The following is a 25,406-nucleotide window of genomic DNA, read 5'->3' on the forward strand; positions in this document are numbered from 1 at the left end:
GATGAAAAAATATATATTAAATAGTTTCATTGCTGCTGCCATTCTTTTCACCGCAGCCTGCAAACCAGAAATTGAAACACCTGCCGGTACCTCTGCAGGACAAGCAAATTTCAGCAAATACATTGCTGTAGGTAATTCATTAACGTCAGGTTATGCTGATGGAGGATTATATTTAGAAGGTCAAAAAGTCGCATATCCAAATTTAATTGCAGCGAAGATGTCTTCAGTAGGGGGAGGGGCTTTTACTTCTCCATTTTTTACTGATGCACAATCTAATGGTTCGGGATACATTAGTTTATCAGCCTTGGTTGGAGGTACGCCAACTTTGACACCAGTAGCAGGGGATGGTTGGCGAAATGCACCAACCAATAATCGGTTATTTAAGTATTCAGGTGAAATCCAAAATTTGGGTATTCCTGGTATGCGTGTCGATTTATCTTTCGATCCAACCCTTACTTTTAGTTTTGCTAATCCTTTTTTTGAGCGTTTATTAACTGATGCGCAAGTTGGCAAAACCAATTATTTTCAGTATATCCAGGGAAGAAACCATACTTTTTTCTCTATCTGGTTGGGAAATAATGATGTATTGGGTTATGCTTTAAATGGTGCGGTAACTGCTGTAGGTGATCCAACTACCGTATTAACAGATAAAGTAACCTTTTCATCATTGTATGCTAATTTGTTAAATGCCTTAACAGCTGGTGGTCAGAAAGGTATTGTCGCCACCATTCCTGATGTAACGGCTATTCCATATTTCAATACCGTTAAACCATCTCTGCTACTGGCTGCTGCCAAGGCCGCTAATCCCGCTGCTCAAGCCGTGTTTATTCAGACGGGCACTGGTACGGTAAGGGTAGCAACCGATGAAGATTTAATCCGTTTACCATTTCAATCGGCTGGTTTATTTGGTCAGGGCACAATTCCTTATGGTTTACACCCATTAAATCCGATTGCAAACAATTGGGTATTGGATAAAGATGAAGTGGCAAAAGTGAAAGATTATGTAAATAGTTATAACAGTAGCATTAAGTCTATTGCCACCAGTAAAGGTTTAGCTATAGCAGATACCTATGCTTATTTTAATCAGGTAAAAGCGGGCTTAATGGTGCAGGGTATTGGCATTAATGCTGCATTTATTTCAGGTGGTGCTTTCTCTTTAGATGGGATTCACTTAACCCCTCGTGGAAACGCGGTAATTGCAAATGTATTTATCGATGCTATTAATGCGAAATATGGTTCTACTATTCCTACGGTGGATGTTACACAGTATAGAGGAGTGAAATTTCCTGACAAATAACCTTTTGTTGTCTAATAAAAAGCCAATTCTAATTTAGGATTGGCTTTTTTAATTTAATCTTTTTGAAATTAATAATGGATGTTCGCAACCATTGATTTGATTTCTGTAGTTGCACTACAATCTGATATATAGGCTTTCATGATTACATCTCCTGTAAATTGTCCATTGGGCTTGACTACTACTTGAGAGGTTCCCTGACCACTGATCAGGTCAACGCCCGGGGGCATTACCCAATTCAGAGAAGAATATCTGAAAGGTGGTTGATTATTAGGGTTATAAGTCATGATAGGTGGGTTTCCAATTGGAGAAAATATATAATCATAACCGTAAAAAAGTGTGAAAGTTACTTCTTGTCCAACAGGCATATCAAGGTTACCGATCATGCCATTCTCGTAATTTGGATTATTGCCATAAATTGTTCTGGATCCAACTACATCGTCAATACTTAAGGTTCGCATGCCTAATCCAAAATAATTGGGTGTCATTGTCGCGTTCGTACATTCGGAATGGTCTAACCCAATAGTATGGCCAAATTCATGCGCCGCTACTGACGCTAAGTCTATTGTGCCTGGTTCAGGGCCAAATAACGATGCAGACCAATTTTCATCATCATCGAAGTGAATAACGCCATTTGTTGGATAAAAGGCATGAGCAAGCGTTCCTCCGGGGCCATCGAATGCATTATTTGCTCCATCACCATGATTTCCTTTGTACCAACCAACTTTAACATCAGCGTATTGAACCGAAGTAATATAGCTAATACTAACACTGATATTTGGAACATTAACGGCAAACCAAGCTCTGATTCCGTTAAAAACCTGATCTCGGGCTGTCGTTGCATCCATTACACTTGGATTGTTTAAAAATCCGACTTTTAAATTTTTACCCGGCTGAAAAATACTTCCTTGAGCAACCCATGAAGTTAAAATGTCATTTAATGGACTACCTTTAATGGCGGCAAGTTTAGTTGGACCCTTGGATAATGTGACTCCTGCCTGGGGAATCCAATCGTTAACAAACTTAATATTCTTATAAATGTCTAGCTTTTCTTTTTCGGCTAAAGTTTCATTTTTTTTACAAGAATATAGAAATGTCAGACTTAGTAATAAAGCCAAAAGCGTAAGGGGATAGTTTTTGTTTTCCATAGGTTTATATTTAAGTTTTCCTTACCAAACTTAAATATTATATTGGAGATGATGTAAATGTAACTAGATTATTAATATCTATTTATCTTACTAAGATGTAGTCTTAATTTTATTACTTGCAATTTTTAAATTGATGTAACTAATTATCAGTTTGTATTCATCAGGCTCGAACCAGTTAATCTCCTCATCTCTTCTGAACCAGGTCAGCTGACGTTTGGCAAAGCGACGGGTGTTTTGTTTAATAGCAGCTACTGCATCCTTAACTGATATTTTTTCGTCCAGGTAGTCAAAAAGCTCACTATAGCCTACCGTATTTAAAGCATTGTATTTCCTAAATGGTACAAGCGATTTTACTTCATTTACTAAGCCATCTGCCATCATCTGATCTACTCTTCTGTTGATCCGATCATAAAGAACAGCGCGATCAGTATTCAATCCAATTTTGATGATGTTAAACGGTCTTTCCTTTTTGGTTGCTGAAAGCATTGATGAAAGTTTTTGGCCTGTTGATAAATATACCTCTAAACCTCTGATCATTCTTTGTGGATTTTGTTGATCTACTTTTGCAAAATACTCAGGATCTAATTCGGCCAGCTGAGTTTGTATAACTGCTAGACCTTCTTCTTCAAATTGTTTATTTAATTTTTCCCTGATTGATAAATCGATCTCGGGCATGTCATCCAAGCCATTTATCAATGCATTTACATATAAGCCTGAGCCTCCAACCATAATGGCTACATCATGTTCCAGGAAAATTTCATTCAGCTTTTTTAATCCTTCAACCTCAAAATCTCCGGTACTGAATAGTTGTGATACTGAATGTGAATCAATAAAATGATGCTTTGCCACTGCTAATTCCGATGCACTGGGTTTTGCGGTGCCAATTGCCATTTCCCTAAAGAACTGCCTAGAATCTGCAGAGATAATTTTTGTGCCGAAATGTTGCGCCAGTTGAATGGCCAGGGCTGTTTTGCCTATGGCAGTAGGGCCAACAATGGATATTAAAGTTTTGTCTTTTTGTGAAGATGATTTAACTGCTGACATCGTTATTTTAAAAGAAAAAGTCAGATATGTTTTATACCTGACTGAAGTTTTTATCCGTTTAAGTAGATGCTGAAATAAATCCGATAGCTATCGGATCAGCATGACGATTAGAAGATTAATAATCATCTTTATGGCTATCATCTTCGAAGTTATCATCATCGGAAAATTCATCTCCAAATTCGTCTTCTTCATTTTCTTCATCTTCGTCCCTTTCTTCCTCGTTGATTCCCATATCGCCCATAGCTTCTAATTCGTCGGTATCTTCTGGTACAAAGTTCATTTCATTTAAGAAATCAAATTCGCTGGCAGCCGCCGCAGCACCTCTGGGATCAACCGCCTGTGGACTATTCTGTTCCATTATTTTTGGTGCCTCTCCAGTGCTTTTAGCTAAAAATGGATATTCGATATTAGGGTCAGCATCAAGAACGATTTTCACCAGTTCTACATGGAAATCATAAGGGCGATCGAAATTATAGACATAATAAAACTTTTGATGTGGATCTTCAATAAAACCACTCAATTTGGAATTTTCCATTAAAACTACACGATCTTTTTTACGTTCATTTGGTAGATAGGCAATTTCATCACCTTTTAGCCAATTATCGGTACTTACATAAAAAGATGAAGGTTTTTCGGCATTGTAACCTGTCGATCTGTGGATTGCTTTATGCAGATCTTCAAATGTTTGGTTTGATTTAATGTCGATCTCTCTCACAACATCATCAAAATCTTCAAAAGTAATTCTAAATTTATAAATAGCCATTATTTTATTTTGGAATCGTAAAAATAAAGTTAATTTGTAATTACCGCAAGCGTGGAATACCGTAAAAGGCACGGTATTTATATTGTTACGGCAATCAAATTATTTATTAACAGGATATAATCCCATTTGTTTTGCCTGATTAAGCATAAAATCAAACGCCTCCTGATAATCATTTTTGATCTCACCTTCCAGTATGGCCTCACGAATGGCATTTTTTATTAAGCCGACTTCTTTGCCTGCATCAAGGCCAAAAGTGTCCATAATATCGTTACCAGAAATTGGGGGTTGCCAGTTCCGGATTTTATCACGTTCTTCAACATCCTTGAGCTTCTGCTTTACCAGTTCAAAGTTGTTTCGGTATTTTGTTTTCTTGTATTCGTTTTTGGTGGTTACATCGGCATTGCAGAGCAACATTAGGCTTTCAATTTCTTCTCCGGCATCAAAAAGTAATCGCCTAACGGCAGAATCTGTGACAGTTTCCTGTGCCAGCACAATCGGGCGTAAATGAAGTTGAACCAATTTTTGCACATATTTCATCTTTTCGTTTAAGGGAAGTTTCAGCTGTGCAAATATTTTCGGAACCATGCGTGCCCCTCTATCTTCGTGGCCGTGAAATGTCCAGCCGTGACCTTCTTCAAAACGTTTCGTAGCAGGTTTGGCAATATCATGTAATATAGCCGCCCAGCGTAGCCATAAATCATCTGTATCCGCGCATATGTTATCCAATACTTCCAGCGTATGATAAAAATTGTCTTTATGTCCTTTTCCCTTAATAATTTCCACACCATAAAGCTGTGCCATTTGAGGGAAAATGAGTTGTAATAATCCAGTATCAAAAAGGTATTTAAAGCCTATTGATGGCTTTTTGGAGAGAATGATTTTATTCATCTCATCGGTAATCCGTTCTTTTGACACGATACCGATACGCTGTTTTTGTGCTTTTATCGCATTAAGCGCATTCTGATCGATATCAAAATTAAGTTGTGAAGCGAAACGGATGGCCCGCATCATGCGTAATGGATCATCAGAAAAGGTGACTTCCGGATCAAGTGGAGTACGGATCAGTTTATTTTCGAGATCTTTAATCCCATTAAACGGATCTAGCAATTCACCAAAGCAATCGGTATTCAAATTAATTGCTAAAGCGTTGATGGTAAAATCCCTGCGGAGCTGGTCGTCTGCTAAAGTACCGTCTTCAACAATGGGTTTGCGCGAATCAGAACGATAAGATTCTTTTCGGGCGCCTACAAACTCAATCTCTAAATCCTGAAATTTGATATTTGCGGTGCCGAAATTTTTAAAAACAGCCACCTTGGCATTTAGTTTTCTGCCAACAGCTTCAGCATAGGCTATTCCGCTGCCCACAACAACCACATCAATATCTTTTGAAGGACGGTCTAAAAATAAATCGCGAACAAATCCTCCGATTACGTATGCTTCGGTTTTGTTCTTATCGGCAATTTGTGATAAAGTTTTAAATATTGGATTTTGTAGATGTACCCCTAAATCCCTTAAAGGGGACTTGGAGTTCCCTTCGTTTAAATCAGACTGCATATGTAAGGGTAGTTTATTTGTTCAAAATTAAGCAAAACATTTGATCGGTAAAGACTATAAGATTCAAAGCCCTTTTAAAGATTGGGCTTTACTTTCGAATAAATTCAAACTGTCCGCCAGGCGAAAGTTTCATGATGGTTGATGGTTTTTTGCTGGTGCGATTTTCCTGTTCAAAATCAACCACATAATCAACAGCATTGATAATTTCGGGATCAATGTCGTCAAAGAATTTTGGAGACGGCTGTCCGCTTAAATTTGCAGAGGTAGAAACGATAGGTTTTCTAAAACGTTGGATTAATGGTGTACAAAAATCGTGTTTAACAATTCTGATACCTACACTGCCATCGGTATTTATTACATTTTGAGCCAGGTTTTTAGCGTTTGAAAAAACAATGGTTAGCGGGTTTTCTGCATATTCGATCAGATCGTAAGCCACTTCAGGTATTTCGGCAACATAGCTCTGCAGTTTGCTGTCTACGTCCAATAAAACAATTAAGCTCTTTTCTGCCGGACGGTTTTTTATTTTAAGTACTTTATCTACCGCTTCCGGATTCGTGGCATCGCAACCTATCCCCCAAATCGTATCAGTAGGATAGAGGATTACCCCGCCTGATTTTAATACTTCTAAAGCTTTGTTAATCTCATCTTTTAGCATTTGGCAAAGTTAATTTATTAAGGGGAAGTTTAGATAATCTTAATGTGTATTTCCTGTGGGATTAGATATTGCTATCTAACACATTGATATCAATAAAGGAATATTTAAGATCGTAACATAATTTTAATCTTTTATTTAATTCAACTAATGGGTTTAATCCAATAAACTGGTATTTTAGTAATAGGTTATTAAATAAAATATCAAAATGAAACACACACTTAAATGGGGTATGCTGTTTACTGTTGTAATGGCATTTACCAGTTGTATTTCTGTGCTTACCGCATCAGATTATGATAAGAAAATCGATTTTTCCAAGTTAAAATCCTTTGCTTACTACGAAAAAGGAATTGAGCATTTGGAATTGAACAACCTGGACAAGCCCAGGATGTTAAATGCCCTGGAAACTGCGTTGACCAAAAAAGGCTTTACAAAATCTAACCAGCCGGATTTTTTTAGTGAATATAGTGGTTTTAAGCGGTGTTAAAGCCAGGGCCGATTGGGGTTACAGCGGAGGAGGGTATCAATGGGATGCAACTTCGTTATCCTATCAATGGAGAAATTCGCAATTTGGTCCGCTCAATACAAGCAAATCATATCAAGATGGCACCATTATTATTGATTTCTTGAACCCCGAAACCAAGGCAATCATGTGGCACGGGATAGGGCAGGCTTTAATTTTGATGATTATGAGAATAGAGAAAACAGGATGAATCTCGCTGTTAAACAGATCTTGTCAGAATATCCTCCAATTTATTGATTTGATCCATTTAATCCAATTGTAAAATATTTAGTCAGAGTGATATAACATCAAAACATAATCAAATAGAAATCGTTTTATAGATAAAAATCTGATTGTAAAAAAATGTTAAATGATTTTATTTGGTTTGCAAGATCGTTATATTTATGTCAGGTTATTTATACAACAACGCACAAAATGAGAACAGCACAAAAATTATTAATGCTTTTTACAGTAGTATTGGCATTAGCAGGATGTACAACACTCCGCACCGCATCAGATTATGATAAAGATGTTGATTTAAGCGGTTATAAAACTTACAATTTTTACGATAAAGGTATTGCAAGGATTAAGCTCAACAATTTAGACAAGCGCAGGTTAATGGCTGCGGTTGAATCTGAAATGAATGCCAAAGGCTTTACAAAATCAGATCGCCCAGATCTGTTGGTTAATTTAGTAGTTGTTGCCCGCGAAAAAACCGATGTATATGGCCCTGGTTACTACGGTGGCTGGGGATGGGGCTGGCGTGGCGGCTGGGGAAATCCTTTCTGGGGTGGCGGTACCTATGTGAACCAATATATCGATGGAACCATTATTATTGATTTTCTGGATCCAGCCAAAAAGATTCTATTCTGGCACGGGCAAGGATCAGGTTTTAACCTTGATAACTTTAATAAAAGAGAACAACGTTTGTATACCGGTGTGAAAGAAATATTGGCACAATATCCGTCAAATGGTGTTACCGCAAAATAAGAAGTAAAATTAATCTTGAAGAGGGCTGTTGAATTTTAAATAATTCGAGCCCTTTTTGTTTTAGTACAGTCAGTTCCAACTTAAACCTGACATTCGCGGAAAGCCCGCAATCCGATCCTTTATCGGATGAGGACTTGTAGCATGGGCAGGACTAGCGTTTATAGTAGCAGGATCCTTACTTTTCAAATATAAAAACCAAATTTCTGCAATTACCCCCTAAATTACAGGCTCACAACACGCTGTAATACGGGAATGTTTGGCATGCGAAGGAATTGCTTTTAAAGAGATAGATAACAATCCATCAATTGCTTTGTGATTACAGAACTATTGAATTTTTGAACAAATTCCAGCCCTTTTTTCTTCATTTCCTTTTCCATCTGAGGGTTTTTCAGAATTTGATTAATGGCTTTTGCTAATCCGGTAGCATCATTAGGTGATATATAAAGGCTATCAGGGCCGCCAGCTTCCTCCAGGCACGAGCCTGTTGCAGCAACCACCGGAACGCTAGAATATAAGGCTTCAATGATGGGGATGCCAAAGCCCTCGTAAAAAGACGGGTAAACAAAAACGTTGGCCATTTGGTAAATGCCAGGCAAATCGGCGAAAGGAATGTTTTTTAAAAATAAGATCCTGTTTTTAAGACCAAGCTTTTTTATTTCCTTTTCTACACTTGTAAAATAAGCAGTTTGCTTACCTATCACCACCAGTTTGTATTCTTCGTCCACTTCTTTTAAAGCCTGGACAATCAATTTTAAGTTTTTACGCTCTTCAATGGTGCCAACATTCAGAATATATTTTTCAGGTAGTTTATAGGTTGCCTTAATCCTGCCTAATGTTTCTTTTCGAAAAGCTGTTTTAAAACTATCATCGCAGCTTTGGTAAATTACTTCAATCTTTTCTGGGTTGATTCCATATAAACCGATGATATCTTCTTTGGTTTTTTGGCTGATGGCGATAATCTTATTGGCACGTTTGCAGGCAGATTTACTTTTCCATTCGTACAATTTACGGTCGATAAATTTATAATACTGCGGATATCGAAGGAAAATTAAATCATGTATGGTCACGATTGATTTAATTCTTGTATGCTGTATGGCTAATGGAATTTCGTGACTAAGGCCGTGAAAAATCTGGCATCCGTCTTGAGTTAAGTCTTTTAGAATATTTAACGTTCTCCATAAAAAACTTCCATTTTTGGGTAGTTTTAATCTGATATTTCCCTTTTCAAAAAAAGCATCTATCTGTTTGGCCGATTTTACTTTTGGAGCATAAACCAAATACTCGTGTTCCGGAAACTGATCCGCCAAATGCTCAATTAAAGAACGGCTGTAATTACCAAGTCCGGTTAAGTTATTAGCAGCACGCTTGCCATCGAATCCTATTTTCATTAGAGGTTTAAGGTTTGAGGTATAAGGTATAAGGCCTTGATGTTACCTCACACCCTAAACCTTACGCCTTTAACCATTTAAACGGCTACATTATTTTCTCTTAACGCATCGTTAAGTGAGGTTTTCTTATCTGTGCTTTCTTTACGTTTACCGATAATTAACGCACAAGGCACCTGATATTCGCCAGCTGGGAATTTTTTGGTATAACTTCCTGGTATTACAACTGAACGTGCAGGAACAACACCTTTATATTCAACAGGAGCTGGACCAGTAACATCTATAATTTTAGTTGATGCGGTTAAAACTACATTGGCACCAAGAACTGCTTCTCTTTCCACTTTAACGCCTTCTACAACAATAGCCCTCGAACCTAAAAAGGCATCATCTTCGATAATAACCGGAGCGGCTTGTACAGGTTCTAAAACACCACCAATACCTACACCACCACTTAAGTGAACGCGTTTACCAATTTGTGCACAGGAGCCAACAGTAGCCCAGGTATCAACCATGGTACCTTCATCAACGTAAGCGCCGATGTTCACGTACGATGGCATCATGATTACACCTTTTGCCAAATACGAACCATAACGTGCGCTTGCCATAGGCACCACACGAACACCAGTTGTTTTGTAATCGGTTTTTAATTCCATTTTATCATGGTAAACAAAAGGACCGCTTTTAATTTCTTTCATCTCGCGGATCGGGAAATACAAAATTACTGCCTTTTTTACCCATTCATTAATTCCCCAAGAGTTTAAAACTGGTTCAGCTACACGAATTTCACCCTTGTCTAAACCTTGAATTACGGTTTCGATGGCTTCGCAATAGTTGCTATATTGTAAAAGTGTTCTGTCTTCCCAAGCGGCTTCAATTAATTTCTTTAAATCTGAATACATGATGTTTTTAAATTTTACGCAAAATAAATCAATTTTTGTTTATTAAAGGGTTTATTGTATAAATTGTTTTGTTCTTGGTTAACTGGTTAATCGTTTGAATTGGTTAACTGACTAACCGGTTTAAACAGTTAACCTAATTACGTACTTTTGTATTTGATGACAGAGATAGAAAAACTTCGGATAGATAAATATTTATGGGCAATCAGGTTATTTAAAACCAGGAGCCTGGCTACTGATGCCTGCAAAGCGGGTAGGGTGAAACTTAAGGGGCAGAACATTAAACCTTCTGCTATTGTAAAAGTTGGTGATGTTTATCAGGTGTCAAAAGGTATTGAGAAGAAAATTATCGAAGTGGTAGAACTTTCGTATAACAGAACAGATTCGCCAACAGCCTTAACGAAATATAAAGATTTAACGCCTGTTGAAGAAACACATGCTTTTAAATCTATGTTTCATGCGCCAAGTTTGAAGAGAGACAAGGGCGAAGGGAGGCCGACCAAAAAAGACAGAAGAGAGACTGATGATTTATTAGACAATTTTTTTGAATAAAATTTGATTTTTTGTATAATTACTTTTATAATTACGTAAAAAAAAACACTGACGTATTTTAATTTTTACCTAAAATTTAAAAGTCATGAAAAAAATCCTATTTATTTTAACCGCTTTATTCTTCTCAACGGCAACTTTCGCAGTCGAGAACCACACTCAAAAAAGCACTAGTAAAGATAAACTAGATGCTTATGCTATTAACCTCAAAAAGCAACAGCACAGGAAAAAAGAACTAAAAGAAACCTTTACTGATAACTGCGGGGTTGAATGGACTGTAACAGCATCATGTAACAATTGTAGTGCGCAGGCCCTGCAAGATGGGATAGATCAATGGAAATCAGATCATTACAACGCCAGTACTGGTTGTTATAACGGCCCTATCGTAGCTGAATAAACTTGTCGTGTTTTTTTCATCAGAACTATTGTCTATTAATGGTTCTGATGTTTTTTATTTTCAATTTGTTATCAATTCATCAAAAACAGAACATGAAATATTTATTCGTGATCGTGATTTGCTCTTTAAGCATTAAAAATTTTGCACAGGATATTGAAACTGAAATTACTGATGGGGTAATTTATAATTTTACGCATGTTTTAGATACCGCTGACCGAGAAAAAGCTATTAAAGAACAAATGGTTTTGTTTTATTCAAAAAGCGCTTCTCTGTATAAAAGTTACAAAGAAATTTTAGATGGCATAGAACGAAACAGGCGATATGCAGAGGCTGAAAGTAAAGGTTTAGGCAGTGTAAATACTTCAGGCTTGAAGCCGGCTTCGGGAAATGCTATTTTTTTTAACTATCCCATTAAACAACTTCTGGAATATAAAAGAATTCTAAGTAAAAAATACTTAGTCACTAATGATAGCTGGAATATTCAGTGGACAATAAAGAACGAGACTAAAAAAATCGGAGACTGGATATGTCAGCGAGCGGATTGCCGTTTTAGAGGGCGTAATTATATCGTCTGGTTTTGTAATGACATACCTTATCCGTTCGGGCCATGGAAGTTAAATGGCTTACCAGGCTTGATTATGGAAGCTAATGATGATCGTTCAGAAGTATTTTTTAAATTTGTGGAATTTCTAAAGCCGGGAGCTAACGGATTTGAATCTGCTTTTGCATTGCCTAAAAACTATAATAGTGTAACTCAGGCAGCATATAAAAAGTTAGTAAAAGCTTACTATGATAATCCTGATCTTTTCTCAAATCCCAATGCTGAGGCTACGGTTGTAGCCGTAGATGCAAATGGCAATACTCCTGTATTTAAAAAACCTGTGCCTATAAATAATCCAATCGAAAAAAGTGACCATTAAATTAAGTTGCATTTCATTGGTTGTTGCAATGATTTTCACTTTTTTAAATACTTACGCCCAAACAAAATTTCAGGGTAAGGTTACCGACTCGCTGGGGAAGCCGATAATTGGTGCAAATATCATTGTGGTTGAGAGAAATACCTCGATCGGAAAAATATACAAGACCACTGATTATCAGGGTTTTTTTAGCATTACTATTCCAGATTCTTTGCCACAGAAAAATTTATTTTTAAAAATTACAGCGATTGGTTATGTTGGGATACAAAGAACATTGAACTTACTTTCAAAAAATGAACATATTACTTTAAAAGAGAATATTGTATCATTAAAGCAAGTTGTTATTAAAACAGATAAACCGATAATCAGAAAAAATGCAGATACGCTAAATTATTTGGTTAGTGATTTCAGATATAAATATGATAGAACTGTAGAAGATGTTCTTAAAAATATGCCAGGAATTACTGTTGAGAAATCAGGGCAGATTAGTTTTAATGGAAAGCCCATATCTAATTTTTATATTGACGGCGACAATGTTTTAGGTGGTAGATATAACCTGGCCACTAAAAATGTTCCGGGAGATCTGGTTGATAAAATACAAGTGATACAAAATGATCAGCCGATAAAACTTTTACAAGGAGTTGTTAATAGTGAAAATGTAGCCATAAATTTAAAACTTAACAATAAGGCTAAGATCAAATTTATCCATACAGCTGAAGTTGGAGCAGGCGTAAAAAATAAATATAATGGTCAATATAATACAATAGCATTCAAACCCAGATACAAAACCATTAATATCTTAAAAACAAATAATAATGGCGTAGACTATGAACCAGAAGTATCGTCGTTGTTCGGAAATGAAAATAGTTCTGGTAATGTTAATTTAGATTTAGGAATGATTAGTCCACCACCAATCAACAAACAAACTTACTTTAACAACAATAGTTTATTGGTTGGTACTAATGACTTTTTTAAATCTAAGTCAAATGATTTAACTCTAAAGTTAGGGGTGAATTATTTGTACTCAAAAAATAGAGAGCTCGCTTCAAGTCGCACAGCCTATTACCTCCCGAATACAGAATTGATCAGGTTTGAAAATAAAAACAGTGTAATTAATGAACATCATATCACTTTTAATGCCAACATTAATGTTAATACCTATAAAAGCTATATCGAGAATGATTTATCTGTTAATTTGCATCGTCGTACAGCGGATGGAGACTTTGTTTTAAATAATAATAGGCTTCTACCTGATCTCTATTCCAGACTAAATGGTTTTGAAAATAATTTCAGGATTTTAAAAAACATTGGTAAGAGTTTTTATAATTTTTATTCAAAAACCAGCTTTAATAAAGACTACCAGATATTGGATTTACCAAATGGCTTCGAATATCTGCAATTTAACCAGCCAGTGAATCAGTTGAAAAGTTTACCATTTTTTAAAACTGATAATTCCATTTCTTTTAAAAGGAAATCTAAAAATATTTATCAGGATTATAGTTTAGGTTTTTCCATCGACAGGCAGCAGTTAAATACTAATATTTGGATCGAAAATTCAAATGGCTTTGATGGACTACAAGATTCTCCATATATCAATCGTTTAAAGTGGACTAATTTTGAAGTTTATTTTAAGCCGGAATTCAGGTATCAGAGTAGTAACAAAAAAAATGAATTTGTTTTTCAATTGCCTTTAAGTGCTACAGATATTACATATAATGATTCGGAAAATAAACTGGATAATCACTCGACTACTATTCGTTTCAATCCTAATTTTTTGTTCAAAACCTCGCTGGGACGAGAAGAAGAGAAACTCAATTTCAGATACAATTATGACAGGCGACTTGGTACTATAGCCGACATCTATCAGGGATTAATTATTACTGACTACCTAACGCTCTCATCCAATCAGGGGAATGCATTGAGGCAATCGGAAAGCCATCGATTGGGGGTAAATTTTGAATCAATAAATAACGTCAAAATCCTGTTCTTCAATGCGAATATTTCTTTTGGCTTAAGAAGGGACAATTTTATTGAAGACCGTTCTATAACAAATAATTATAATCTTAACAGTAATTTGGGGATTTCTAATTACACTAAAACATTTGGTCTGAATTCAAGCATGAGTAAATACCTGTTTAATCTAAAGTCGACAGCTAAAATCGGTTATAAATTGGACCTTTCATCAAGACAGATATATCTGAATGAGAAGTTGCTCCGGTCAAATAATATTATTCATGGCATCTCTTTTAATTTAAATAGCAGACCTTTTGATTTCCTGAGATTAAAATATATGGCTCAGTATAATTTGTTGACCAATAATATACCTGGTGTGGTTAAAACAAATAATAAGTCATTTAATCAGGATATGACTATGGACTTTAATCTGATAGACAAGATCAATATTCAGTTTGATTTACAGCATCAGATAATTCATTCCAATCAGAATGTAACCAATGAGTTTGTTTATTTAAGTTCAGGTATCATATACAAATTGAAAAATGAAGCAGATTTATCATTAAATCTGGATAATATTTTTAACAACAGAAATTATGATGCTATTCTGGTCAGTGATTACAGTACTTTATATAGTAAATATAGACTAAACCCGCGAATCATACTGGTGAAAGCAAATTTTAGATTTTAGCGTAAAGCATATTTTATTATCATAATCGTTAACTTATTTTAAGATTTATATCAGAATACCTCATCCGGTAACTCATCATGGCTGTTTTACCTAATCTCTCAATTAATTTATAATTAGCAATGGCACCCACTGCTGCACCCACAAATGGTAACATCTGCGCCAATTTGGCCAAATCGATATAATCCCGGTATTGTTGCTGAAAAGTGAGCCAATCAAATTCATCAATATTGGTGGGTAATAAATGCGCTTTATCATCCCAGTCCTGCATTTTTATGAAAATATTCTGACTTTCTTCTTTACTTGAAAAGGCCAATTGGAAAATGTGTAAAATATATAAACGTTCGCGGTAGTCTTTAACATCATAGCCGTAAACAGCAGCTATATCAAAAAGCATTTTTATTTTTATGCCCAGTAATAAGGGGAAATCAGCCAGACTCATTAAAAAACCACCAGCGCCTGTAATTCCGCCTTCTGCAGCACCTGTTTTTTTATAATTTTCAATCTTTTGCTTAATTAATGCCTCCCGGTGCATCAAAGTTAAATCGGTAATGGGTTTCGAAGTGGTAAAGGTAGAACCAAATAATACCGCCTTAACCATTTGTTTTATGGCAGAGGTTATGGCATCATGAACCTTGTCAGGTATGTAGCTGTTTATTTTCTTCTGAACTTTATCAGTCACCTTATTTAAAAGAGAAGGTTTCTGTAAAGCTTTAAACTTCCAGAAATTAAGTTCGCTATTGATTTTTTGTTCATAGGTCATGCTTACTATCATGCAATAATTATTCCTTAAAATTTGACAAAAAAAACTTATGAATAATGATAAATAAACTATATATTTAGTTTATAATTCAAATCTAATCCTTTCATGATGAAAACCTTAAAATTGTTCTGTTTACTGGTGTTGGCTGCGGGAGCAGTTAATGCACAGGGAGTAAAATTTTCTGCTGATCAACCTGCGGCAGGAAGTACCGTTAAATTTACCTATGATCCAAAAGGAACCAATCTGGAAAATCTGGCCGATGTAAAATGTACAAGTTATACTTTTTTTAATACAACCAATCCGAAAAGCAAGAAAGTTGAGCTGGTAAAAGAGGGGGCAATTTATAGAGGGGAAATTTCCACTCCAGATAGTGTTACTGTGGTTGGACTTGCTTTTTCCGGTGGCGATCAGAAAGATGAAGCTCCTGCCGGTTATGTCCTTGAATTTACCAAAGGTGGAAAAGTACCTGCTGAAGCCTATCTTAACGAAGCCTTTTTATACGGATTGGCCGGGAATTATTATTTGGGACTTACCATTGATCCTGAAAAAGCAGTTTCTTTATATCAGCAGGCATTCGCCTTAAAGCCGGAGCTGAAGAAGAAAAACCTACAGCAATACCTATCACTCGAGTATAAAGCAGATAAGGATAAAGGGACAAAACTCATCAACGAGAATATTTCGGCTTTATCTAAATTGAGAGAAGCTAAAGAAGAGGATTTGAGTACTGTTATCGGGTTGTATTCGCTTTTAAAGAAAAAAACACAAGCGGATTCAGTTAAAGCCATTGTGCTTAAAAAATATCCAACTGGAAACTATGCCTGGAATGATGGAATGAATGCACTTTATGGTGCGAAAGATCTTGCTGCGCAAATACAGAAAGCAGAAGAATTGATCTTAAGATTTAAACTCGATCAAAACAAAAAAGCTGATGTCGGCAAACTGAATGCTGTTTATGGCATGATGGCAAATGGCGCGTTAAAAGCGAAAGATCTTGATAAGTTTCAATATTATGCGGAGAAAGTAACCGACAAAATGACCCAGGCAAGTCTTTACAATAGTTTTGCCTGGGAAGCTGCCGAGAAAAAGGAAAATGTAGATTTGGCTGCAAAACTTTCCAAACAATCGCTCGAGCTTATAGACGCATCACGTAATGATGAGCTGCCAAAATATTACAATACCAAAGAAGATTACCTCAAGTATCTAGATGGCGCTTATGGCATGTATGCCGATACTTATGCTTTACTGCTTTTTCATCAGGGCAAAATTAAAGAAGCATTGGCTGCACAAGAGAAAGCCTTACCGATGTATACAAGTGTTCCGCCAGATGTCTCAGAACGTTATGTTACCTACCTGATTAAAGATGGACAGGATAATAAAGCCTATACGGAGGCAGAAAAACTAATCAAAGATGGTAAGGCCACCGATTCTTTAAAGGCTCATTTTAAAAGACTTTACAGCAGTTTAAAGAAAGAAGGAACTTACCAAACCTATATTGCCAGCTTAGAAAAAGCCGCTTCAGAAAAAGAAAGGGCAGCATGGGCCAAAAAAATGATCAATATCCCTGCACCTGCATTTTCACTAACGAATTTAAAAGGCGAAAAAGTTAGTTTGGCCAGCTTGAAAGGTAAAATAGTGATTTTAGACTACTGGGCAACCTGGTGTGGCCCTTGCGTAGCGTCTTTTCCGGGTATGCAAAAAGCCATGGCTAAATATTCTGCCAACCCCAATGTGGTATTCTTGTTTGTAAATACCTGGCAAAATGAGGACAACAGGGAAAAAGTGGTTGCCGATTTTATTGCCGAAAAGAAATATAATTTTAATGTGCTTTACGATACTAAAAATGCCAAAGACTCCTCAAAATTTGATGTAGTAAGTGCTTATAAAGTTGATGGAATCCCTACCAAATTTGTCATAGATGGTGATGGTAACATCAGGTTTAAAGCTGTGGGATTCTCAGGTTCTGATGATGGCGTAGTGAAAGAAATAGACGCCATGGTGGGATTGCTAGCTGCTAAAGAATCGAGTAAATAAACGCCTCGATTTAACAACAAAGGCGCTGAATTATCGGCACCTTTTGTTGTTTAGTAATCAACCCGCAATGGCGAGTTTTCCCATAATCTAAAGGCTGCTAAAGCTTCGTCGCGCATTAGCTGGATTATTGGTAGGCTTCTGCTTTCCATTGCTTTATCAAGCTCATCATAAATGAATTTATCGCTAAAACCAATATGATCAGCATCTGCTTTGGTGTTTGCATAATAGATTGCTATCAATTTTTGCCCAATAAATAGCACCTAAACACATTGGACAAGGTTCGCAGCTAGTATAAATTACACATCCACTTAAATCGAAAGTATTTAATTCGATACAGGCCAATCTGATGGCCGAAACCTCTGCATGTGCCGTCGGATCATTTGTTGAAGTAACTTTATTGGCCGATTTGGCAATCAGTTTACTCTCTTTTACAATTACTGCGCCAAACGGCCCACCTATGCAATCACTTACATTCTGTACCGATAGGTCGATAGCCATCTGCATATATTCTTGGTGTTGTTTTTCCATGTTGTTCTATTTAAGTGGATGGCTTGCTTGCCAAATGATCTGAAAACTAGGTGCAAAAAAAATGCCCCGATTTGGGTCAGGGCATCCAGATTTGAATATCTTTTAGTTTATTTTTTGCTGTATTCTGCATTTAAGCCTTTAATTACTTCTGAAGTCACATCTAAACTTTCATCGGCAAATAAAATGGAACTGTTGCCTTTTGAGTAAGTTAAAACCATTTTATAACCTTTTTCTTTAGCATAACCCTTCAGGTAATCAGCCACTTTATCATAAAGCTTTTCATTTTCAGCAGCTTGCTCATTTTGTAAAGCACCACCAGCGTTTTGTTGGTAAGTTTGTAACTCTTGTTGTTTCCTTGCCAACCGCTCTTCAGTACTTTTGCGTTGATCGGCCGATAAAGTTTGCGCTGATTTCTGGTATTCTGCTACCTCTCTTTGAAAAGCCTGACCTTTAGCCTGCATGTCTGCCTGAGCACTTTTACTTTTGCCTTCAAATTTCACTTTAAGATCTTTGAAGTATTCATATTTTGTAAGTAACGAGTCGGAGTTTACAAACACAATTTTCTCCGCTGGAGAAACCGGTGCAGTAGTACCCTCTGTTTTTTTAGTTTCCGTAGTTTTAGTTTCTTTGTTCTGACATGCAGAGAAAGCAGTTATCAAAGTTGCCGTTGCAAGTAAACCAAAGGTTTTAAAGGTTCTTCTTTCCATTCTTGTTTAATAAATTTTAGCAAACTTATATAAATTAGTTTTGATATGCAATTTAAAGAAAGGGCTATTGTGATAGAAGGGTGCTTTGCGTTTTGCGCAGTGTAAGCATTTAATTTACTAATCGCTAAGCGCCTAACGCCAGTCGCTCAATTTGGGTAGCATTGATCTGAAAAGCAATGGCTGTGTCTCAAACGGCTGCTTGCCCTGCTGTTTGCTTTATTGCATGCCCGCTGCGATCAGTTTTAGGTGGCGCAGGATGTGCAACTATCTGGGTTGCATGATGCCTATAGCAAATTTGTAGCATCAAACGTTCCTAAGGAATGAAAACGCCAATTAAATAATTGGCTACCCATGAATCGTCCATAACGGAACGGAAGGCAAGTATTTGTTAAGTCCCTGGCGCAGGCCGCTTATCACTGATTAAAACCGTAATCATTAATAACCAGCATCAATGAAGCAGCGGCTAATTTTTGCTATTGTGAAAAAAAACCATAGGGACACTTGCCCGTTAAAAAAAAACGAGATGTTTTTTCATTCCCGGGGGAACATTTCGTGGATAATCCATTCAAAGGCACCACCAATTTGGCCTCCTAAACCCGATAGAAATGTAAAGCTCCTGCTTCTTCAGCGGGACTTATAATGGAAAGCGGGAGGAGACATAGATTGAAATGCTGGTTTTGCTTTTCAACCCCCTTTTAATCCAATAATAGAGGCTTTTGCCTCAATCCCTTAACAGCCAAAAATTATCCACATATTAGTTTAAGTGGCAAAATTTCCGTATTTTTGATACTTATTGTTTTTAATTAAAATATGAGCGAAGAACAGGATTTAAAGTCAAATTATTCGGCAGATAATATACAGGTTTTAGAAGGTTTGGAAGCGGTGCGTAAGCGCCCTTCTATGTATATAGGTGATACTGGTGTAAAAGGTTTGCACCACTTGGTTTACGAAGTTGTAGATAACTCTATTGATGAGGCATTAGCCGGTCATGCAGATACCATTGATGTTCGCATTTTAGAAGGCAACTCCATCAGGGTTGAAGATAATGGTCGTGGTATTCCGACCGGAATTAACACAAAAGAAAATAAGTCTGCCCTTGAAATCGTAATGACGGTTTTACACGCGGGTGGTAAATTTGATAAAGATACGTACAAAGTATCAGGAGGTTTGCACGGTGTAGGAGTAAGTTGCGTTAACGCCTTATCTACAGATCTAAAAGCAGAAGTACACCGCGAAGGTAAAATCTGGATGCAAGAGTATAAAATTGGCGTTCCGCAGTATGATGTGAAAGAAGTTGGTACTACTGATAAACGTGGTACGATTGTAACATTCACTCCAGATCCTACCATTTTTACACAAACTACCGAATATAAATACGATACTTTAGCCGGCCGTTTACGTGAATTAGCTTTCTTAAATAAAGGGATTAAATTAACGTTAACTGATGAGCGTGAAAAACTGGATGATGGCACTTTCTTTTCAGAAACATTCCATTCAGAAGGTGGTTTAAAAGAGTTTGTAGCTTTTTTAGATGATACACGTACATCTATTCTTGCAGAGCCGATTTATATTGAAGGAATCAAGAATGGTGTTCCTGTTGAGCTGGCTTTCCAGTACAATGACAGTTATGCAGAAAATGTTCATTCTTACGTAAATAACATCAATACCCACGAGGGTGGTACACACATTGCCGGTTTCCGTAGGGGATTGACCCGTACTTTAAAAAACTATGCCGATAAGGAAGGTTTATTAAAGAATGTAAAAATGGAAATCACCGGTGATGACTTTAGAGAAGGTTTAACCGCAGTTGTTTCGGTAAAGGTACAAGAACCGCAATTTGAAGGACAAACCAAAACCAAACTTGGAAACAGTGAGGTAATGGGATCGGTTGATGTTGCGGTAGGAGAGGCTCTGGGTAATTATCTGGAAGAAAACCCGAAAGAAGCCAAAATGATTATCAATAAGGTAATCTTGGCGGCTACTGCACGTGCCGCAGCCCGTAAAGCACGTGAAATGGTGCAACGTAAAAGTGTAATGGGTGGATCAGGTTTACCTGGTAAATTGGCCGATTGCTCAGATAGTGATCCGGAAAGATGTGAGATTTTCCTGGTTGAGGGTGACTCTGCGGGTGGTACCGCTAAACAGGGTCGCGACCGTAACATACAGGCAATTTTACCTTTAAAAGGTAAGATTCTGAATGTGGAGAAAGCGATGGAGCATAAAATCTATGAAAACGACGAGATCAAAAATATGTTTACCGCTATCGGTGTTAGCATCGGTACACCTGAAGATAATAAAGCTTTAAATTTAACCAAACTCCGTTACCACAAAATTGTAATCATGACGGATGCCGATATCGACGGGTCGCACATTACCACGTTGATTTTAACATTCTTCTATCGTTATATGAGGGCCTTGATCGAAGCAGGATACGTTTACATTGCATCTCCACCGCTTTATCAGGTTAAAAAAGGTAAAGATTTTGAATACTGCTGGAATGACGCACAGCGCGATGCCGCGGTACAACGTTTAAAAGGTGCGGGTAAAGAAGATAGCGTACATATTCAACGGTATAAAGGTTTGGGAGAGATGAATGCTGAGCAACTTTGGGATACTACACTAAACCCTGCTACACGTACCTTAATGCAGGCCACCATTGAAAGTGCAGCAGAATGTGATCATACTTTCTCGATGTTAATGGGAGATGAGGTTGCTCCACGTAGAGATTTTATTGAGCGTAATGCAAAGTATGCAAAAATTGATGCTTAATTCTTAAATCCCGTCATAGGATTTTAATGTTGAACCCTCTTCAAGACAAGCTTGGGGAGGGTTTTTGTTATTTGTGTCGTTAGTTTCTCCAACTGCGGTTGGAGGCATGATAATGGTTTAAGATGTTACTCCCTTAAACTATATCTGATTTTTCTCATCATTGAATAACCTGAATTCAATGACTTTTGTTAAAAATAGTACGCTAAAGGCGATTGATTTCGCTCTATTCGTCGTGCCGAATTATTTTACAAGTAAGGAATAGTGTTTTCAATGGCCTTGTAGCTACCGCATGGTCAGCATCTTTTTATCATGAAAGACCCTGAAATGAATTACCTTCGGTGAGCTCGCTAAGGCTTGGTTCAGACTCTGAATTGAAAACATCTTACAGGGATCATTTAAACTGGATTTTTAATCGAATTCAGGTTAATAGCACTTTAGACAGCAACTCTGACTACAAAAAACAAGAAGCTGTCTCAAAAGTGAGGCAGCTTCTTTTGTTTTAAGGTAATTTTTTGGTATCTTAAAGGCATGGGAGGCAAAGTAGTCTTTAAGGAATATGACCCTGACCAGTTGACATTCTTACCGTACAAACTGGAAGAATTGGTACCGGCAGGTCATCCGGTACGGATCGTTAAACACGTGGTTGACCAGGTAGACGTCAAACCGATCAACCGCAAGTATAAAGGTGGCGGAGCATCAAGCTTCCATCCCCGACTGATGCTGAAGTTGCTGGTTTACGGTTATCTGACCAATACTTATTCCTCCCGTAAGCTGGAAGATCAAGCGGCACAGAACGTTCATTTCATGTGGCTATTAGGTATGAAAAAGCCTGACCATAACACGATCAACCGTTTCCGAAGCGAGAAATTATCAGGTGTCCTTCAGCAGATCTTCTCACAGATCGTGTTGTTATTACAGCAGGAAGGCATTGTTTCATTGAAGGAGGCCGTGTTCACTGACGGAACCAAGATCGAGTCAGCGGCAAACAGGTACACCTTTGTATGGGGCAAAAGCATCAAAGCGAATAAAGAGAAGATGAAGGCCCAGCTTGATGAACTATGGGGTTACGCGCAGAGCATTGCCGCAGAGGAACTGAAGGATACAGCCCCTTTAACTTTTGAAGAAGTAAATCCGGAGAAAGTAAAGGAAACTATTGCCAGGATCAATGCAGCCTTAGATGATAAACAAGAGGTAGATAAGAAAGTAAGGCAAAAGCTGAACTATGCAAAGAAGCACTGGCCGGAGAACCTAAAGAAGTATGAGGAGCAGGAAAAGTTGTTGGCAGGCCGCAACAGCATGTCCAAGACCGACCCGGATGCCACATTCATGCGGATGAAAGAAGACCATATGCTAAACGGACAGCTTAAACCAGCCTACAACCTGCAGATCAGTACACAGCAGCAGTTCATAATTAACTACTCACTTCACCAGACCTCAACCGATTACCAAACCCTGCAATCACACCTTGAGGGGTATGAAACCCTTTATAATGAAAGGCCAAAAGCCATAGTAGCTGACGCAGGTTATGGCTCGGATGAGAACTATGGCGTACTGGAAGAAAAAGGTATCGAAGCCTATATCAAATACAATACCTTCGACAAGGAACAAAAAAATGGCCTCAAGGCGTTCAGTAACGATAGCTTGCATTACAACCAGGCGGAGAACTACATGGTGTGCCCAATGGGTCAGCGAATGAAACATATCGGTGAGGGGCAGCGGGTCACCTCATCGGGCTTTGTACAGCTAATAAGCCGTTACCAGGCGCCGAACTGTGAGGCTTGCCCCATGCGGGGTGTATGTAATAAAGCAGCAGGCAACAGGATTGTTGAAGTCAATCACGGCCTGAGAAAACACAAGCAGGCAGCGAAGGAAAGATTAAATACCGAACAAGGAATTAAATATCGGAAACGACGGCCCGCTGATGTAGAACCGGTATTTGCCCAACTAAAGCATAATCACGGCTTCAGGCGCTTTCTGCTGAAGGAACTGTCCAAAACCGAGGTCGAAATAGGCTTATTGTCCATCGCTCATAACCTCAGAAAGTGGAAAGCCTAAGAAAAAAGGCTTTTTACCTGGTAACACGCTCTTAACCATCAAAAAGAATGAAAGCAGGCTCATACAATAATCTTTTCTGATAGACTAGCTAAATCGATTGAAATAAAAAACCGCCTCATAATTAACTTATGAGACGGCTTCTTTGTAATTATACAACTATAGCAAACGGCTACTCTATATCCAAAGAAAAACCATTGTGCTTAACTAACCATCCCGGTAAAGAGATTTATTTTAGGCATTGTGGGGTGATTTACAAGATGTAATATGATCCCACTTGAGCCAATTCCGTTTGAGGTTTATCCTCATGGATTTTATTATCATCCAACATCTGGCAAAGATCGCGTTCAATGGTTCTGCAGATGGTTGTAGTTGGGGTATCCGTAGGCTTATTCTCAAAAGGATCCTGAAGGTGAACCGCCATTTTTTCTACCAGTAAAAAGAATGCAGCAATTGCCACCACTAAAGGAACTTCCATATAGCCAAAGTATTCTAGCAATCCAAAAGGCAATAATACAATGAATAGATGGATAGACATGTTGATATACTTACTGTAAGTTACCGGAAAAACAGTGTTTTTAATTCTTTCCGATCCACCCATATGGTTACATAAACCTGTTATTGTTTTATCTATTTCTATCTGTTGATATTTATTGATCCAGCCTTCCTGTAATGCTCTTTTTAAATCCATGGCATGTAACTCTAAAATGGTAGCCGTTACATTTTTACGTTTCTTAATGAAATCAAATTCTTCTGCAGAAAGGTATTCTTCTAAACCTTTTCGGGGATTAAAACCCCGCAAAGCCTGACTTAAGGCATAACACCAGGCAATCTGCCGTTTTACAAACCTGGCTTTAAATTCTTCAATTTCGTCTAATTCATAGGGATTTTCTACAAATGACAAGATCTGGCGCGATAAGGTTCTCGAATCGTTAACGATGGCGCCCCAAAGGATCCTGGCTTCCCACCATCTATCATAGGCCTGGTTAGAGCGAAAGGCTAATAAAAGCGAAATGATTGTTCCTAGTAATGCGGGTACTGCAACAGGAATAGAAATGCGGGTAACGTGAAGGTTCTCATACAAAATCACAATACCTATAGAGTAACCAATAACAAAAAGAAGCTCTTTTTTGATCTTTCCGAATATATAAGTGAGCGGAATATTATTTCGTAATAGCATAATATAAAGTTTAATGGTTGGTAATTAAGAATTTGCTTCCTGCAGCTGCGTTTCGTGTATTTTTGTATCAATTAAATTTTCACTGGCATGAACAGTCAGAGCGTTTAATAAAATTACTTCACAGCCTGCTCGTTCTGTTAATATTTTAGGGTCGATACTATATTTGTTGATTGGTGTAAAATTGTATCCCCTTAAGTAAGCAATACATTCTACATTAAAAGCTTCGATAAAATTTTTAAAAGCCGCTACTGTACTGCCATAAAAGTATTCAATTCCAATGGTGTTGATCTGATTAGGGTACTTTGTCTTTGCCTGATTGATTTGCTGATAAAATTCATCACTAACATTCTCATAGTCGCGGCTACGGCGACTCAACATTAACATATCCGTTATGGAATCAGATAATTTAAAGGCATGTACAAAAATGATATTTAATATTTCATTTTTTTGATGTTGTACTAGCGCATCAATAATTTTTATACTTTCTAATTTAAAGTCGGTTGGAACTAATACTGTTTTCATCTCTATGTCTTGTTTAAATGAATTGAAATATTATTTATACAAGTTTACCCGCATATTATTATAGCGAAATAAGAGCGAGATTAAAACGAGATTAGAATGTACTCCTTTTTAGAATAGTTGAG

23 protein-coding genes are annotated in these 25,406 nt (G+C 37.3%); 11 read left to right on the plus strand and 12 right to left on the minus strand.

The features are described 5' to 3' along the window. Position 1: 1 nt before the first annotated feature. Positions 2-1,297: an SGNH/GDSL hydrolase family protein gene (locus PGN18_RS16530; protein ID WP_335320708.1), complete on the plus strand. Its 1,296-nt coding sequence runs from the start codon at positions 2-4 to the stop codon at positions 1,295-1,297. Positions 1,298-1,365: 68 nt separating this feature from the next. Here the strand turns inward: PGN18_RS16530 and PGN18_RS16535 are convergent, their stop codons facing one another. The 5 genes from PGN18_RS16535 to PGN18_RS16555 all read right to left on the minus strand — a co-directional run bounded on the left by PGN18_RS16535 (position 1,366) and on the right by PGN18_RS16555 (position 6,458). Further along, a complete protein-coding gene (locus PGN18_RS16535; RefSeq protein ID WP_335320709.1) occupies positions 1,366-2,442 on the minus strand; it encodes a matrixin family metalloprotease in 1,077 nt (358 codons plus the stop codon). Positions 2,443-2,532: 90 nt separating this feature from the next. Then, positions 2,533-3,486 (minus strand): tRNA (adenosine(37)-N6)-dimethylallyltransferase MiaA, encoded by a 954-nt coding sequence (gene miaA, locus PGN18_RS16540; protein ID WP_335320710.1) that lies wholly within the window; start codon positions 3,484-3,486, stop codon positions 2,533-2,535. Between the two features lie 115 nt (positions 3,487-3,601). After that, positions 3,602-4,249, minus strand: coding sequence for an IS1096 element passenger TnpR family protein (locus tag PGN18_RS16545; protein ID WP_335320711.1), 648 nt, complete (start codon positions 4,247-4,249; stop codon positions 3,602-3,604). A 99-nt stretch (positions 4,250-4,348) separates the two neighbouring features. Beyond that, positions 4,349-5,803 carry a CCA tRNA nucleotidyltransferase gene (locus tag PGN18_RS16550; RefSeq protein ID WP_335320712.1) on the minus strand — a complete coding sequence of 485 codons (1,455 nt, stop codon included), beginning with the start codon at positions 5,801-5,803 and terminating at the stop codon, positions 4,349-4,351. A gap of 88 nt (positions 5,804-5,891) precedes the next feature. Then, positions 5,892-6,458, minus strand: coding sequence for an L-threonylcarbamoyladenylate synthase (locus tag PGN18_RS16555; protein ID WP_335320713.1), 567 nt, complete (start codon positions 6,456-6,458; stop codon positions 5,892-5,894). A 205-nt stretch (positions 6,459-6,663) separates the two neighbouring features. Between PGN18_RS16555 and PGN18_RS16560 the strand changes: the two genes are divergently transcribed. The 3 genes from PGN18_RS16560 to PGN18_RS16570 all read left to right on the plus strand — a co-directional run bounded on the left by PGN18_RS16560 (position 6,664) and on the right by PGN18_RS16570 (position 7,947). Next, on the plus strand, positions 6,664-6,942 hold the full coding sequence (locus PGN18_RS16560) for a DUF4136 domain-containing protein (protein ID WP_335320714.1): 279 nt from the start codon (positions 6,664-6,666) through the stop codon (positions 6,940-6,942). Then, the gene (locus PGN18_RS16565) at positions 6,923-7,168 is read left to right on the plus strand and encodes a hypothetical protein (RefSeq protein ID WP_335320715.1); all 246 of its coding nucleotides are present in this window, start codon (positions 6,923-6,925) and stop codon (positions 7,166-7,168) included. The genes PGN18_RS16560 and PGN18_RS16565 overlap by 20 nt, the downstream gene beginning before the upstream one ends. Before the next feature lie 224 nt (positions 7,169-7,392). Then, positions 7,393-7,947: a DUF4136 domain-containing protein gene (locus PGN18_RS16570; protein ID WP_335320716.1), complete on the plus strand. Its 555-nt coding sequence runs from the start codon at positions 7,393-7,395 to the stop codon at positions 7,945-7,947. 278 nt (positions 7,948-8,225) lie between these two features. On the opposite strand, the gene PGN18_RS16575 is transcribed toward PGN18_RS16570, so the two are convergent. Further along, on the minus strand, positions 8,226-9,335 hold the full coding sequence (locus tag PGN18_RS16575) for a glycosyltransferase family 4 protein (protein ID WP_335320717.1): 1,110 nt from the start codon (positions 9,333-9,335) through the stop codon (positions 8,226-8,228). Positions 9,336-9,412: 77 nt separating this feature from the next. Beyond that, positions 9,413-10,231, minus strand: coding sequence for a 2,3,4,5-tetrahydropyridine-2,6-dicarboxylate N-succinyltransferase (locus PGN18_RS16580; protein WP_335320718.1), 819 nt, complete (start codon positions 10,229-10,231; stop codon positions 9,413-9,415). 156 nt (positions 10,232-10,387) lie between these two features. Here PGN18_RS16580 and PGN18_RS16585 point away from each other — a divergent pair, with 156 nt between their 5' ends. The 4 genes from PGN18_RS16585 to PGN18_RS16600 all read left to right on the plus strand — a co-directional run bounded on the left by PGN18_RS16585 (position 10,388) and on the right by PGN18_RS16600 (position 14,735). After that, positions 10,388-10,780: an RNA-binding S4 domain-containing protein gene (locus PGN18_RS16585; RefSeq protein WP_335320719.1), complete on the plus strand. Its 393-nt coding sequence runs from the start codon at positions 10,388-10,390 to the stop codon at positions 10,778-10,780. A gap of 85 nt (positions 10,781-10,865) precedes the next feature. Beyond that, positions 10,866-11,174, plus strand: a complete 309-nt coding sequence (locus PGN18_RS16590) for a hypothetical protein (RefSeq protein ID WP_335320720.1) — start codon at positions 10,866-10,868, stop codon at positions 11,172-11,174. Between the two features lie 92 nt (positions 11,175-11,266). Further along, entirely contained in the window at positions 11,267-12,094 is an 828-nt protein-coding gene (locus PGN18_RS16595; RefSeq protein ID WP_335320721.1) for a GLPGLI family protein, read from the plus strand. Continuing rightward, positions 12,084-14,735 carry a hypothetical protein gene (locus PGN18_RS16600; protein ID WP_335320722.1) on the plus strand — a complete coding sequence of 884 codons (2,652 nt, stop codon included), beginning with the start codon at positions 12,084-12,086 and terminating at the stop codon, positions 14,733-14,735. Before PGN18_RS16595 ends, PGN18_RS16600 begins: the two co-directional genes overlap by 11 nt. Before the next feature lie 28 nt (positions 14,736-14,763). On the opposite strand, the gene PGN18_RS16605 is transcribed toward PGN18_RS16600, so the two are convergent. Next, the gene (locus PGN18_RS16605; protein ID WP_335320723.1) at positions 14,764-15,507 is read right to left on the minus strand and encodes an EcsC family protein; all 744 of its coding nucleotides are present in this window, start codon (positions 15,505-15,507) and stop codon (positions 14,764-14,766) included. A gap of 93 nt (positions 15,508-15,600) precedes the next feature. Between PGN18_RS16605 and PGN18_RS16610 the strand changes: the two genes are divergently transcribed. After that, positions 15,601-17,526, plus strand: a complete 1,926-nt coding sequence (locus tag PGN18_RS16610; RefSeq protein ID WP_335320724.1) for a TlpA family protein disulfide reductase — start codon at positions 15,601-15,603, stop codon at positions 17,524-17,526. Positions 17,527-17,724: 198 nt separating this feature from the next. On the opposite strand, the gene PGN18_RS16615 is transcribed toward PGN18_RS16610, so the two are convergent. Further along, positions 17,725-18,054 carry a nucleoside deaminase gene (locus tag PGN18_RS16615; protein ID WP_335320725.1) on the minus strand — a complete coding sequence of 110 codons (330 nt, stop codon included), beginning with the start codon at positions 18,052-18,054 and terminating at the stop codon, positions 17,725-17,727. 107 nt (positions 18,055-18,161) lie between these two features. Next, a complete protein-coding gene (locus tag PGN18_RS16620) occupies positions 18,162-18,761 on the minus strand; it encodes an OmpH family outer membrane protein (RefSeq protein ID WP_335320726.1) in 600 nt (199 codons plus the stop codon). Between the two features lie 810 nt (positions 18,762-19,571). On the opposite strand from PGN18_RS16620, the gene gyrB reads away from it, so the two are divergent. Further along, positions 19,572-21,530, plus strand: a complete 1,959-nt coding sequence (gene gyrB / locus PGN18_RS16625; RefSeq protein ID WP_335320727.1) for a DNA topoisomerase (ATP-hydrolyzing) subunit B — start codon at positions 19,572-19,574, stop codon at positions 21,528-21,530. 528 nt (positions 21,531-22,058) lie between these two features. After that, positions 22,059-23,585 (plus strand): IS1182 family transposase, encoded by a 1,527-nt coding sequence (locus PGN18_RS16630; RefSeq protein ID WP_335320728.1) that lies wholly within the window; start codon positions 22,059-22,061, stop codon positions 23,583-23,585. Between the two features lie 250 nt (positions 23,586-23,835). Here the strand turns inward: PGN18_RS16630 and PGN18_RS16635 are convergent, their stop codons facing one another. Together PGN18_RS16635 and PGN18_RS16640 are read right to left on the minus strand one after the other, a co-directional pair. After that, positions 23,836-24,762 carry a bestrophin family protein gene (locus PGN18_RS16635; RefSeq protein WP_335320729.1) on the minus strand — a complete coding sequence of 309 codons (927 nt, stop codon included), beginning with the start codon at positions 24,760-24,762 and terminating at the stop codon, positions 23,836-23,838. 24 nt (positions 24,763-24,786) lie between these two features. Then, a complete protein-coding gene (locus PGN18_RS16640) occupies positions 24,787-25,284 on the minus strand; it encodes a hypothetical protein (protein ID WP_335320730.1) in 498 nt (165 codons plus the stop codon). Between the last annotated feature and the right edge of the window lie 122 nt (positions 25,285-25,406).

It is taken from the genome of Pedobacter terrae (genome assembly GCF_036946585.1).
Lineage (GTDB): Bacteria > Bacteroidota > Bacteroidia > Sphingobacteriales > Sphingobacteriaceae > Pedobacter > Pedobacter terrae_C.

Excerpts from the sequence above, each read along its gene's own strand:
- PGN18_RS16555 (WP_335320713.1), bottom strand. The coding sequence starts at position 6,458 with ATGCTAAAAGATGAGATTAACAAAGCTTTAGAAGTATTAAAATCAGGC.
- PGN18_RS16630 (WP_335320728.1), top strand. The coding sequence starts at position 22,059 with ATGGGAGGCAAAGTAGTCTTTAAGGAATATGACCCTGACCAGTTGACA.
- PGN18_RS16595 (WP_335320721.1), top strand. The coding sequence starts at position 11,267 with ATGAAATATTTATTCGTGATCGTGATTTGCTCTTTAAGCATTAAAAAT.
- PGN18_RS16535 (WP_335320709.1), bottom strand. The coding sequence starts at position 2,442 with ATGGAAAACAAAAACTATCCCCTTACGCTTTTGGCTTTATTACTAAGT.
- PGN18_RS16570 (WP_335320716.1), top strand. The coding sequence starts at position 7,393 with ATGAGAACAGCACAAAAATTATTAATGCTTTTTACAGTAGTATTGGCA.
- PGN18_RS16585 (WP_335320719.1), top strand. The coding sequence starts at position 10,388 with ATGACAGAGATAGAAAAACTTCGGATAGATAAATATTTATGGGCAATC.
- gyrB (WP_335320727.1), top strand. The coding sequence starts at position 19,572 with ATGAGCGAAGAACAGGATTTAAAGTCAAATTATTCGGCAGATAATATA.
- PGN18_RS16590 (WP_335320720.1), top strand. The coding sequence starts at position 10,866 with ATGAAAAAAATCCTATTTATTTTAACCGCTTTATTCTTCTCAACGGCA.
- PGN18_RS16545 (WP_335320711.1), bottom strand. The coding sequence starts at position 4,249 with ATGGCTATTTATAAATTTAGAATTACTTTTGAAGATTTTGATGATGTT.
- PGN18_RS16575 (WP_335320717.1), bottom strand. The coding sequence starts at position 9,335 with ATGAAAATAGGATTCGATGGCAAGCGTGCTGCTAATAACTTAACCGGA.
- PGN18_RS16620 (WP_335320726.1), bottom strand. The coding sequence starts at position 18,761 with ATGGAAAGAAGAACCTTTAAAACCTTTGGTTTACTTGCAACGGCAACT.
- PGN18_RS16640 (WP_335320730.1), bottom strand. The coding sequence starts at position 25,284 with ATGAAAACAGTATTAGTTCCAACCGACTTTAAATTAGAAAGTATAAAA.
- miaA (WP_335320710.1), bottom strand. The coding sequence starts at position 3,486 with ATGTCAGCAGTTAAATCATCTTCACAAAAAGACAAAACTTTAATATCC.
- PGN18_RS16610 (WP_335320724.1), top strand. The coding sequence starts at position 15,601 with ATGATGAAAACCTTAAAATTGTTCTGTTTACTGGTGTTGGCTGCGGGA.
- PGN18_RS16635 (WP_335320729.1), bottom strand. The coding sequence starts at position 24,762 with ATGCTATTACGAAATAATATTCCGCTCACTTATATATTCGGAAAGATC.
- PGN18_RS16605 (WP_335320723.1), bottom strand. The coding sequence starts at position 15,507 with ATGATAGTAAGCATGACCTATGAACAAAAAATCAATAGCGAACTTAAT.
- PGN18_RS16615 (WP_335320725.1), bottom strand. The coding sequence starts at position 18,054 with ATGGAAAAACAACACCAAGAATATATGCAGATGGCTATCGACCTATCG.
- PGN18_RS16530 (WP_335320708.1), top strand. The coding sequence starts at position 2 with ATGAAAAAATATATATTAAATAGTTTCATTGCTGCTGCCATTCTTTTC.
- PGN18_RS16580 (WP_335320718.1), bottom strand. The coding sequence starts at position 10,231 with ATGTATTCAGATTTAAAGAAATTAATTGAAGCCGCTTGGGAAGACAGA.
- PGN18_RS16550 (WP_335320712.1), bottom strand. The coding sequence starts at position 5,803 with ATGCAGTCTGATTTAAACGAAGGGAACTCCAAGTCCCCTTTAAGGGAT.
- PGN18_RS16560 (WP_335320714.1), top strand. The coding sequence starts at position 6,664 with ATGAAACACACACTTAAATGGGGTATGCTGTTTACTGTTGTAATGGCA.